General features: G+C 36.6%; 10 protein-coding genes and 1 pseudogene. 4 read left to right on the forward strand and 7 right to left on the reverse strand.

All coding sequences use genetic code 11. From position 1 onward, the window contains the following. The first annotated feature begins 13 nt into the window (after window positions 1-13). The 4 genes and pseudogenes from ME3_RS04350 (at window position 14) to pssA (ending at window position 4,357) form a co-directional block, all read left to right on the forward strand. Window positions 14-684 (forward strand): annotated as a pseudogene (locus ME3_RS04350) (DUF421 domain-containing protein). Between the two features lie 124 nt (window positions 685-808). Further along, window positions 809-2,695 (forward strand): ABCB family ABC transporter ATP-binding protein/permease, encoded by a 1,887-nt coding sequence (locus ME3_RS04355; protein WP_007477469.1) that lies wholly within the window; start codon window positions 809-811, stop codon window positions 2,693-2,695. Between the two features lie 115 nt (window positions 2,696-2,810). Next, window positions 2,811-3,509, forward strand: coding sequence for a phosphatidylserine decarboxylase (locus ME3_RS04360; RefSeq protein WP_007477471.1), 699 nt, complete (start codon window positions 2,811-2,813; stop codon window positions 3,507-3,509). An 8-nt stretch (window positions 3,510-3,517) separates the two neighbouring features. Then, window positions 3,518-4,357: a CDP-diacylglycerol--serine O-phosphatidyltransferase gene (gene pssA, locus ME3_RS04365; protein ID WP_007477473.1), complete on the forward strand. Its 840-nt coding sequence runs from the start codon at window positions 3,518-3,520 to the stop codon at window positions 4,355-4,357. Between the two features lie 65 nt (window positions 4,358-4,422). Here pssA and ME3_RS04370 read toward each other — a convergent pair whose 3' ends face one another. The 7 genes from ME3_RS04370 to ME3_RS04400 form a co-directional block, all read right to left on the reverse strand. Next, the gene (locus tag ME3_RS04370; protein WP_007477475.1) at window positions 4,423-5,172 is read right to left on the reverse strand and encodes an SDR family NAD(P)-dependent oxidoreductase; all 750 of its coding nucleotides are present in this window, start codon (window positions 5,170-5,172) and stop codon (window positions 4,423-4,425) included. Window positions 5,173-5,174: 2 nt separating this feature from the next. Then, window positions 5,175-6,665, reverse strand: coding sequence for an amidophosphoribosyltransferase (gene purF / locus ME3_RS04375; RefSeq protein WP_039952592.1), 1,491 nt, complete (start codon window positions 6,663-6,665; stop codon window positions 5,175-5,177). Window positions 6,666-6,785: 120 nt separating this feature from the next. After that, entirely contained in the window at window positions 6,786-7,328 is a 543-nt protein-coding gene (locus ME3_RS04380; protein WP_007477478.1) for a CvpA family protein, read from the reverse strand. Window positions 7,329-7,483: 155 nt separating this feature from the next. Then, a complete protein-coding gene (gene radA / locus ME3_RS04385) occupies window positions 7,484-8,860 on the reverse strand; it encodes a DNA repair protein RadA (protein ID WP_007477480.1) in 1,377 nt (458 codons plus the stop codon). Window positions 8,861-8,865: 5 nt separating this feature from the next. Next, window positions 8,866-10,368 carry a replicative DNA helicase gene (locus ME3_RS04390; protein WP_007477483.1) on the reverse strand — a complete coding sequence of 501 codons (1,503 nt, stop codon included), beginning with the start codon at window positions 10,366-10,368 and terminating at the stop codon, window positions 8,866-8,868. Window positions 10,369-11,044: 676 nt separating this feature from the next. Then, window positions 11,045-11,617: a 50S ribosomal protein L9 gene (gene rplI, locus ME3_RS04395; protein ID WP_007477484.1), complete on the reverse strand. Its 573-nt coding sequence runs from the start codon at window positions 11,615-11,617 to the stop codon at window positions 11,045-11,047. Window positions 11,618-11,642: 25 nt separating this feature from the next. Beyond that, the gene (locus ME3_RS04400; protein WP_007477486.1) at window positions 11,643-12,623 is read right to left on the reverse strand and encodes a hypothetical protein; all 981 of its coding nucleotides are present in this window, start codon (window positions 12,621-12,623) and stop codon (window positions 11,643-11,645) included. Window positions 12,624-12,663 lie beyond the last annotated feature (40 nt).

Raw genomic sequence — 12,663 nt, forward strand, 5'->3', positions numbered from 1 at the left:
AGGAGAGAATTTGATGGAATTTTTACATTTTTATGGATATATCGCGCTTAAGTTAGTTGTAAGCCTTGCCGCTTTTTTGTTGATTTTAAGAACAACAGGTCGTGGTAATCTCAGTCAAATGACGCCAATCGATTTGGTGAGTAATTTTGTAATGGGGAGTATTATTGGAGGAGTTATTTATAATCCTAGTATTAGTAGCATTCAATTATTGCTTGTTCTGTTTATTTGGCAAACCTTGATCACATCTCTTAATTTTTTTGCACGGTATTCGGTTTTTTCCACCGGCTTATTGCAGGAGGAAGTATTGTATTAGTTTCAGATGGTATATTTCAAATAGGTGAAATTAAGCGTTTGCGCATTAGTATAAGTGATCTAATTACCATGTTGCGTATTAAAGGCTGTAGTTTACATGAGGCAGCTTTTGTTCGTTTGGAAACCAATGGTGATTTTTCTGTAATTAAGAAGGAAGAAGGCAAAAAATCTACCATTGTGATACAAAATGGTGAAATTCTCGAAGAAGGCCTTAAAGCAATTAATAAATCAAAAACGTGGCTTAAAGCAGAATTGAAAAAAAAGCATATGAAAGTAGAAAATTTATTCGTAGCAGAATGGTACGAAAATACAGACAAAAATGATAAATCTTATAGCGGATTGTTTCTTGTTCCTTTATCGAAAATGGTCTAACCTTAAATTTCCATAAGCGTATAGGTTATTCAGAGGTGAAGGAAAGGTAATAAATAATCTATGGAAAACAGTTTAGAAATTATTTTTTACATGTTTATGAATAATAAAAGAAATTAAGGGCTTTATGAAACAGAATGAAATAGTAAAAACCGTTTCGGTAGATTCTGACCAAACTCTACGCACCCTTTATAATTTGTGGCCTTATATGTGGCCATCAGCCAGATTTGATCTGAAAATGCGTGTGGTATGGGCAATATTTTACCTTATTTTGTCCAAACTTATTCTCATATCTGTGCCGTATTTTTTTAAATATGCTACAAATGCGCTTGATATAAAATTTTTTCAAGTATTTGCAAGGTCTTCATCCATTTGGGTGGTGCCTATTATGCTGGTTTTTGCATATAATTTTGCACGCATTGTTCAAGCTGGATTAAACCAGTTACGTGATTCTCTTTTTGCAACTGTTGGTCAATACGCTATTCGTCAATTGGCATATAAGACTTTTGTTCATATTCACGGATTGTCTTTGCGCTTCCATTTAGAGCGGCGAACTGGTGGTCTTTCTCGTGTGATTGATCGTGGTACGAAGGGAATTGAGGCTCTTGTTCGATTTTCAATTCTTAATACAGTGCCAACCATTTTAGAGTTTGTGTTAACAGCGTTTGTACTTTTGATAAATTATGGGTGGCGTTATTTTCTTATCGTTGTTGTGATGGTTGGTTTGTATACTTGGTTTACAATCAAGGCGAGCGATTGGCGCATTAGTATTCGGCAAGAAATGAATACGGCTGATACTGAAGCAAATACACGGGCAGTTGATTCTCTTTTGAATTTTGAAACAGTCAAATATTTTGGCAATGAAGCTCTAGAAGCAAGCCGATTTGATTCTTCTATGGCCGGATATGAAAAAGCTGCAACAAAAATCTGGACATCTCTAAGCTGGCTTAATTTTGGTCAAGCTCTTATTTTTGGTATTGGAATGACAATCCTGATGTTAATGTCAGCTTATGAAGTTTTGCATATGACACAAACTTTAGGGGACTTTGTTTTTATTAATGCACTTTTAATACAGCTTTCCATTCCGTTGAATTTTATTGGCTCAATTTATCGTGAAGTTCGGCAGAGTTTAAGTGATATTGAAGCTATGTTTGATTTTTTAGATGTTCAGCAGGAAATTGTTGATAAACCAGATGCTAAACCGTTGGTGGTAAGCAATGGTACTATTCGGTTTAATCAGGTGAAATTTTCCTATGATTCCGATCGTTCAATTCTCAAAGATATTGATTTTGAAATTCCCGGAGGTAAAACAGTTGCAATTGTTGGGCCATCAGGCGCTGGTAAGTCGACGATCTCCCGATTGCTTTTTCGATTTTATGATGTTGAATCAGGGTCGATAACAATTGACGGCCAGGATATCCGTGATGTAACGCAAAAAAGTTTACGTGAAGCGATCGGTATGGTGCCGCAAGATACAGTTTTATTTAACGATACGATTGCATATAATATTCGTTATGGGCGCCCTAGTGCAACAGATGAAGAGATGCACAAAGCTGCTGAAATGGCACAGATATTAAAATTTATTGAAATGCTTCCAGAAGGCTTTCAGTCTATGGTAGGTGAACGAGGTCTTAAATTATCTGGTGGTGAGAAACAACGCGTGGCAATTGCACGGACACTTTTAAAAGCACCTCCACTTCTTATTTTGGATGAAGCAACTGCGGCTCTTGATACAACGACAGAACAAGAAATTCAGCGCGCATTGGATATTATAAGCCGTGGTCGTACAACATTGATTATTGCTCATCGCCTTTCTACTATTATTAATGCTGATGAAATTTTGGTATTAAAAAATGGCTGTATTATTGAGAAAGGAAGCCACGCTGATCTTTTAAGCAAGAAAGGTTTATATGCTTCTATGTGGAATAAGCAGCTTGAAGCTTCACAGGCTGAAGAGAAATTACGTAAAATACGTGAAGAAGATGAACTAGGCGTTGTTAATCGTAAGAAATGATCTACATGGAAATCATATCTAGTTTTGTATAAAATAATTGATTAAATATACAAAAGAGAAGAGGAGGAAAACAGGAGTTTATTTATTGTTCAATCATTTGTGAATAGGAAGTTATATGCGTATTGTTCAATCTATCTGTAATAGTTTTGTCCCAATTCATAAAGAAGGCTATCCTTTTATTATAGCATTTTTTGTTGTTTCACTCGTTCTTGGTTGGATATGGGGCCCGTTGTTTTGGTGTGGTCTTATTTTAACCGTGTGGTGTATATATTTTTTCCGTGACCCAGAACGTGTAACGCCTATAAATTCAAATTGGATTATCTCTCCTGCTGATGGTCGTATTTCGTGTATTGAGTCATGTGTTCCCCCTGCAGAATTAGGGTTGGGGAGCGATGAAATGATTTGTGTTTCTGTGTTTATGGACCTTTTTTCATGCCATATAAATCGCATTCCTATGAGCGGTACAATAAAATCTATTGTTTATCATCCGGGTAAGTTTGTAAATGCTGAGCTTGATAAAGCCAGTCAATTTAACGAACGTAATGAGGTGGTGATTGACAGTGAACACGGCAAAATTGGTGTCGTACAGATAGCGGGGTTGATTGCGCGCCGAATTGTTTGTTGGTCTCAAAAAGATGATGCTGTTATTACTGGGCAACGTTTTGGGTTGATACGTTTTGGTTCTCGTCTTGATGTTTATATGCCTGCTGAAGTAAAATTGCGTGTTGCTGTTGGTCAGGTAGCAATTGCTGGAGAAACAGTTTTAGGCTCTTTTGGTGATACTACTGAGATAACTGATTTTAGACTTGATTAGGATGAGTCATGAAAATTTTTTCGCTATTTTCTTCATTTGATCCTGAAGAGCAACGTGGCGATATTACGCATCGGTTACGTTCACCTATGCCGATGCGGTTTGTTATTCCTAATATTATCACTATCTTAGCGATTTGCGCGGGGATAAGCGGTATTCGTTTGGCTTTTGAGCATCACTATGAGTCAGCTATTTTGATGGTGCTTTTGGCAGCAGTTTTAGATGGAGCTGATGGTCGTGTTGCACGTTTGATAGATGGCAGTTCGTCTTTTGGAGCACAGATGGATTCACTTGCTGATGTTATTAATTTTGGTGTTGCTCCTGCTCTTGTTGTTTATTCTTTTATTCTCGCTCAGGTTCATCAAGTAGGCTGGGTTGCAGCACTTGTATATTGTGTTGCTTGTTGTTTGCGGTTAGCTCGTTTTAATGTTACGTTAGATAATACAGATATACCAAGATGGCAGAGAAATTATTTTGTTGGTGTTCCTGCACCAGCAGGAGCATTGTTGCTTTTATTACCTGTTTATTTAGGGGCTCTTGGTTTGATACCTAATAGGGGTTGGGCTTTATTTTTTAGCTTGTATACTGTGATTGTCGCTTTTCTTTTAGTAAGCCGCTTACCGGTATGGAATGCAAAGGAAATTGGTCAAAAGTTAAGGCGTGATATTGTTGTACCGTGTATGCTGGTTATTGTTATTTATGTTGGTTTTCTTGCAACTTACACGTGGTATACTTTATTAATAACAGCTGTTAGCTATATGATTTTTCTACCTTGTAGTGCTTTAGCATATAATAAACGAGCTGCTTTAGAAGCAAAGAAGATGAGTATTCAAACTGACCAGGAATCATAAGGTTTTATCTAATTTTAAGAAGCAGAGTAAAATTATAGAAGTTTAGTTTGATATATAGACTGTTATCAATGAGGTGTATGATAGTTTATGAACTGATTTTTACGAACATCAAAAAGCCTACCTGTTTCTTTTAAATAAGGTGAAGATAAATATACTATTTTTTCAGCAACTTCTTGGGGAGAGGGTAAGGTCTGAGGATTTTCATTAGGCATAGCTTGTGCTCGCATTGCAGTGCGTGTTGCACCTGGGTTAACGCAATTAACTTTGATTGACGTTTCTTTAAGTTCTTCTGCCCAGCAACGAGCAATAATTTCTAAAGCGGCTTTAGAAGCTGCATAAGGCCCCCAGAAAGCGCGTGCGCAGTGAGCAACGCTTGATGATAAAAAAATAGCACGTCCAGCATCTGATTTGCGTAATAAAGGTTCAACTGCTTTCATTAAACGCCATTGATTGATGAGATTCACTTGAAACACTTCTTCAAATGCCGTATTTTCAATATGAGCCATTGGTGAAAGAATTCCCAGAATTCCTGCATTTACAACCATAATATCAAGTTTTTTCCAGCGTTCAGCAATTGAAATACTTAGAGTATCAATAGCTCGTGTATTATGTAAGTCAAGTGGTACCAGCGTTGTGGAGGAACCTTTCTCTTGGATTTTGGTATCAAGCGTGGTTAAATCACTAATTGTTCGTGCAAGGGCTATAATATGAGCACTCCGTTCTGCTAGCTCTAATGCTAAATGATACCCAATTCCTCTAGAAGCACCTGTGACCAGTGCGACACGTCCAGAAAGATTAAAATCAGATTTCCTCATTATTAATTTCTTGTTTTCAGAACAGATAATTTATGAACTTTTGGAATACTTTTTTGATCGGTAAGGTGTGTAGGATAGTGGCCAGTAAAATAATGATCAGTAAATTGAGGGGAAGAGTTATTTCGTTTTTCCCCTATAATAGCGAGATAAAGGCCATCTGTTGAGAGAAATTCTAATGAATCGGTTCCAATGAAATTACACATAGATTTTAAGTCTGGGTATTTATTAGCTAAAAGATCTTCAATTTTAGGTGTATCGATTCCATAAAAATCGGGATAAAAAATCATTGGGCTGGAAATGCGCATGTGAACTTCTTTTGCTCCTGCATCGCGGAGCATTCGTACGATTTTAATGGATGTTGTTCCACGCACAATGGAATCATCCACTAAAATGACACGTTTTCCTTCAATAATAGGGCGGTTGGCAGAATGTTTTAATTTCACGCCAAAAGCACGAATTTGTTGAGTTGGTTCGATAAAAGTGCGACCAACATAATGATTACGAATGATGCCAAGTTCAAAGGGAATACCAATTTTTTGTGCATAACCAATTGCAGCAGGTGTTCCCCCATCAGGAACGGGGACAACAACATCCCCCTCACACGGTGCTTCTTGAGCCAATTGGATACCCATATTTTTACGAACTGCATAAACACTACGCCCTCCAACGATTGAATCGGGTCGAGCAAAATAGACATATTCAAAAAGGCAAAGCTTTTCTGGTTTTTCTATTTCTGGTTTAATAATTTTTGTAGTGATTTCACCATTGTTTTGTGTTTCACATATGATGATTTCACCATTTTTGACGTCACGAACGTATTTTGCTCCAATGATATCAAGTGCACAGGTCTCTGAACAGAAAATTGGTTTACCATCGAGTTCACCTAGAACAAGTGGACGAATACCTATTGGGTCACGTGCAGCAATAAGCTTGGTACGTGTTAGCGCTAACATGGCATATCCACCTTCCACTTGGCGAATAGCATCAACAAAACGATCGGATGATGATTCATGACGTGAGCGGGCAATAAGGTGGAGAAAGACTTCAGAGTCTGAAGTTGATTGACAGATAGCACCAGAAGCAATTAATTCATGGCGTAGTGTAAGACCATTTGTTAAATTACCATTATGTGCGATAGCAATACCTCCGGCTTTTAATTCAGCGAATAGAGGCTGTACATTGCGTAACGCTATTTCTCCCGTTGTTGAATAACGAGTATGTCCAATCGCACGATCTCCAGGCAAACGGGCAAGTGTTGCAGGATTTGTATAGTGATCTCCAACAAGGCCTAGGTGTTTTTCTTGATGAAACATCTTGTTGTGATAAGAAACAATTCCAGCAGCTTCTTGCCCACGGTGTTGTAGCGCGTGGAGTCCAAGAGCTGTTAGTGTTGCTGCATCTTTATGTCCAAGAATACCAAACACTCCACATTCTTCATGAAGGGTATCATCGTCAAATGAGGGTTCTTGATAAGGAATATTAATTTTTGTCATCATATTACTTTCAGTAATGATGTTAAATGATTAATATCACAACTACTCCATACTATTTAAGACCAGTTTTCAAATAAAAACTATAATTTATTTTGTAGAGATATGTTTTGGTTAGTATTTTCAAAATCTTGCGGAAAAGTCATCTTTGTTAAAGAGCTTTTCCAGTTTTTCAAGGGCATAATCGGGATTTTTAGGCAACAATTCCCAAATTTGTTGGCTTAATGAATCCAACATAGGTTTTGTTTTTGCATCTTTCAGCCAATGAGATTGTTGTTCAGGTTTAATAAGCGCATTAATAAGTAAAATGCCAATAACTGTGATTAATAAACCACGAAATGCTCCAAAGATAAAACCAATAGTGCGATCAAGTCTGCCGATTCGACTATCAATGATAAAATCAGAAATTTTCATTGTAATGATAGAAATAATAATTAGAGCAATAATAAAAATCGTAACTAATGTAGCTATTAATGCGACTGTTTCGTTAGAGAGATATTGTTCAACAAAAGGCAATACAGGTTTAAATAACAACAGTGTGATAACAGCTGAAATTACCCAAGAAAGCAATGATAAAACTTCGCGGGAAAAACCTCGGAGCATGGCTAGAAAAGAAGAAAACAGGATGATTGCAATGACAATGCCATCAAGAACTGTTACACTCATTTGTTTGCTCCTTATATAGGTTATGTAAAATTGTGTTCTATTTTAATCAGTATAAAAGTGCGTAAGAACATTTCCTGTTATGCCAGTTTCTATTTTATAGCAAGGCTCTTTTATTATTTTATAGAGATGATTCTATATTATTATTTGTATGACAGTCATTTTTTACTTGCAACAATAGTGGCAACAAATTCAGAAAGGTCGGAAAATATTTTTTGTTGAAAGGCTGTTGATTTTATCATTTCGGTTGTTGTTGCGGGCTGAACAGCACCTTGAAAGCCAAGTTTTTGAGCTTCTTTGACACGTTGTCCTGAATGAGTAACAGCGCGGATTGTTCCTGAAAGGCTAACTTCACCAAAATATACATAATGAGTTGGAAGAGGAATGTTTACAAGGGAGGATACCAAAGCTGCTGCAACGGCTAAGTCAGCTGCTGGTTCTGATATTTTGTAACCACCTGCAACATTAAGGTAGACATCATGTTGTCCAAAGCGAATACCACAGTGAGCTTCTAATACGGCGAGAATCATTGAAAGACGATTTCCATCCCACCCTAAAACAGCACGCCGTGGTGTACCAAGCGAAGAAGGTGCAACAAGAGCTTGAATTTCCACCAATATAGGGCGTGTTCCCTCCATTCCTGCAAAGACAGCAGCTCCTGGAGCTTTTTCATTACGTTCACCTAAAAATAGTTCGGATGGATTGGTAACTTCTTTTAGGCCTTTGTCGGACATTTCAAAAACACCAATTTCATCAGTTGGTCCAAAGCGATTTTTCACAGTTCTAAGAATTCGATAACAATGACTATTCTCGCCTTCAAAATAGAGAACACCATCAACCATGTGTTCAACAACACGGGGACCAGCAATTTGCCCATCTTTTGTAACATGCCCAACAAGAACAACAGCTGCCCCTGTTTTTTTAGCAAAACGTATGATCGCTTGGGCGCTAATGCGTACTTGTGTTACACTTCCAGGAGCTGAATCGGCTGCATCTGACCATAGAGTTTGAATTGAATCGATAATAACTAGATCAAGTTTTTTATGCGCATTTAAAGTTGTTAAAATATCTTCAACATTGGTTTCTGCAGCAAGTTTAACTGTTGTATCATCTGCACCAAGCCTTTGTGCTCGTAGACGGATTTGTGCAACAGCCTCTTCACCTGAAACATAAATAATATTATACCCTTTTCGCGATAATGCAGCTGCCGTTTGTGTAAGCAAAGTTGATTTGCCAATACCTGGATCACCACCAACAAGTAATGCTGATCCACGAACAAAGCCACCACCGGTCACACGATCAAGTTCAGAAATACCAGAATGGATACGTGGAGCATTTTCAAGATTTCCAGAAAGAGAAGTCAATGTTATAATACGGCCTTGACGAATATTTTGCGTTGGGCCACTTCCAATGCCACTGTTCGTACCTTCTTCGACAAGGGAGTTCCATTCCCCACAAGAATCACATTTTCCAGCCCAGCGTGAGTAGAGGGTATTACAATTTTGACAGATAAATTGAGTGCGATTACGTGCCATAGTGGTTAATTACGTTGTTCTGGAAGATAATCACTTTCTGCCAAGTCGCTAAAGCGTGTAAATTCTGACTGAAAAGCAAGATGAGCTGTTCCTGTTGGTCCGTGTCGTTGTTTTGCTATAAGAATATCAGCTATTCCGAAAACTTTTTCCATCTCAGTTTGCCATTTTACATATTCAGGAGTTCCTTCTTTAGGCTCTTCATTTTTGAGATAATATTCTTCACGATATACAAAAAGAACAACATCCGCATCTTGTTCAATTGAGCCAGATTCACGTAAATCTGATAATTGTGGGCGTTTATCAGTTCGGTTTTCAACTTGGCGTGAAAGTTGTGAGAGGGCGATGATAGGAACATTAAGCTCTTTAGCTAAAGCTTTGAGCCCTGTAGTAATTTCTGTAATTTCTTGAACGCGATTTTCAGATGAACGTTTTGAATTGCTTGTCATTAGCTGTATATAATCAATAATCAATACGTCTAAACCGTGTTGTCGCTTTAGTCGACGTGCGCGTGCAGCCAGTTGAGAAAGCGATATACCACCAGTTTGGTCGATGTAAAGTGGCGCTTTTTGGAGGCGACGCGTTGCATTCACTAGTTTTTCAAATTGTTCTTCTGAAATATTACCACGCCGAATTTCAGAAGAAGATATTTCTGTTTGTTCAGAAATAATACGCGTTGCAAGTTGTTCTGATGACATTTCAAGTGAGAAAAATCCAACGATTCCTCCCTCATTTTCTTGTGATGAATTATTCATTTTAGCATCATGATTATAAGCATCGGCAATATTAAAGGCTATATTGGTTGCAAGGGAGGTTTTTCCCATACCGGGGCGCCCAGCCAGGATAATCAAATCGGAAGGCTGTAATCCTCCCATTTTTTCATCAAGTTTTTTCAAGTGGGTAGCTATACCTGATAGATGCGAGGACCGTTTTTTTGCAGCGGATGCCATATCAATAGCTTTTTGGATAGCGTCATTAAAACTTTCAAATCCACCACCATATTTTCCCGTTTCTGCCAATTGAAATAAATTACGTTCGATAATCTCAATTTGTTGGGTTGGCGTAAGTTCAACAGGAGCATCAAAAGCTGTATTTACAACTTGATTGCCAATATCAATTAAGGATCGTCGGATAAAAAGATCATAAATTACTCGACCATAATCTTCAGCATTAATAATGGTAACTGCTTCTTTGGCTAAGCGAATAACATAATTGAATACAGTGATATCCCCAATTTTCTCTTCAGCTGGAATAAAAGGTTTAATGGTAACAGGATTTGCAAGTTTTCCTTTTTTAATAATTTGTGATAAAATATCAAAAATTTTTTGATGCAATATTTCGAAAAAATGTTCTGGTTTTAAAAAATCTGAAACACGATCAAGTGCATCATTATTAATGAGAATAGCACCAAGAAGTGCTTGTTCGGCTTCAATATTATGTGGTAGTTGCCGGAAAGAAGAAGTCTCTTCTTTATGTAAAGGGTTGAAATTAAGGATGCTTGTTTCTTCCATTAAGTTTTTTCCACTAAGATTTTAAGTTTAGTCATCTTAGACAACGGATTAAATGCTGTACATTAAAAGAGCAAAATTGCAAATTTCTACTTTCAATTAAAACCATATTTTTAATTTTTAATGATACTTTTTTCAACAAATCAATTGTTTATAATATGAAACTTATATTTTTTGTGTTTTATGGTTTATAATTGCAATTATTTCAGGCAAAATATCAGAAACTGTTTTTTATATAATATAATATGGGTAAGAAAGATTGCAATTTGTATACAAATTATTTGAATTTGAAAAAATGCATTTTTATCAGAGAAAAAGAGCATTTTTAGAGATTATAAAAAGGCGTTACATAAAATACAAACGGACTCTTTTAAAGAACTTTTTTCTCCCAGAATGTTTTAAAAGTATGGAGCTATGTTTTAAATATTTTTAGTATAGTCTCAAAACTATTATCAATGATAATAAGGTTACTTTTCTCTATAATCTCCTTAATAAGGATAACTCCAGATAAAGTGGAGATATACTCGTTTTCCCCCCGGTATAATTTTTCTAGTTGGGATATAATATTATGATACCATTATAAAATACCCTGTTAAAAGCAGGGTATTTTTTTAAGATATCAATATGTTAAATAGTAAAAAATAAGAGCAAAAAGTCGAGCAGATAGGAAAAATATCAATTAAGCTTTTTCGTTCACGCTTTTTTCATCATTGTCATCAATTTTTTCTGCTAATGGCTGTTCTTGAATACCATATATTGCTTCGATTGAAGTGAGGTTTTCACCTTCTGCTTGACGTTGTGCTTCATTAGTCGAACGTGCAATATTAATTGTCACAGAAATTTGAACTTCAGGATGTAGACTAATTGTGATGGTATGAAGACCGATTGTTTTGATTGGGTGATTAAGCTCAATCTGATTGCGCCCAACAGAAAAGCCTTCTTCTGTTATAATTTCTGAAATATCACGTGTTGACACAGAACCATAAAGTTGACCTGTTTCACCAGCAGAGCGGACAACAATAAACGATTGACCATCAAGTTTTTCAGCCACTTTTTGAGCTTCGTTTTTTCGCTCAAGATTACGGGCTTCAAGCTGTACACGTTGTGTTTCAAAATATTTTTTATTAACTTCATTAGCTCGTAAAGCTTTACCTTGAGGCAACAAAAAATTACGTGCATAACCATTTTTAACTGAAACAATATCACCTATTTGACCAAGATGAGGAATGCGTTCAAGTAAAATAATATCCATAGTTTATTCCTTTCGAATAAATAAATTAATGAAGTTTGTTGTATGATTGAAAGTTGTATTGAATAGTTGCCCAAATGCCCATCAGCATGGTCATGAAAACAATAGGTGTTGTAAAAACAACAGTCAAAGCGGCTATATAAACGAGCAATAATATAATTACCCGTCCACTTACCCCTTTTGTAATATGATGGAGATACGCTAAACCACTGATTGATATGACGACAGTATATGCAGCGGTAAAAACGCGTGTACCTAAATTAAGAATAGAACCGAGTTCAAGCATTGATGCTATACAAGCGACGATAAAAATAATGAGTCCAGAAAGTGGAAGACGGAAAGTTTGCCTCCAATCATCACGAGGTCTTGTCAACCACTTCATATGTCGTGCTGTTATCATTGAAAAATAAAGATTGCCAATGAGAAAAATCAAACTGTAACCAGTAAATGCAATAGCTGTTAAGGTGGCTGCATGTGTCGTTAGAAGTTCGCTAAAGGCAAGAATATCATCTTCATTTATAGACTGCGATTGACGTATAACTTGCACTATATTTGCGGTAACCTCTTGTGCAATGATAGGAGTTATTGGGTGCATTTGCACATAGATTCCAATAAAGGTTAATGTAAGAGCAATAAAATTGGTTGAAAGGAAAATAACTGATGATAATGGATACCATATTAGTTCATTTTCCTTTTGTGTTGATCGAGCAAGCCCAAAGAGCCAAGAGGTATAGACGGCTGGAAGAAAAAACAGCAACATAAAGCCAAAACCGATATAAATATTGTTAGCTATGCTAAAGATAAAAGTGACACTTGTTAAAGCAATAAGGCTAGATAACGTTCCAAAGCCGAAGGCTACAATAAAAATTGGAAGTGAAATAAAGAAACCAAGAAGGAGAGAAAAATAAGGCGCAACACTAGCAACACTAATAATTGCCATTCCTATAACAGCAGCAAATAATCCCGCTAAAATACCAATCATTATTTTATAAAAATGAAAATGTTCCATTTATCGCTGTCCTGCCTTTTGCAGTTAGGGGCAATGCCCC

This window comes from Bartonella melophagi K-2C (genome assembly GCF_000278255.1).
Lineage (GTDB): Bacteria > Pseudomonadota > Alphaproteobacteria > Rhizobiales > Rhizobiaceae > Bartonella > Bartonella melophagi.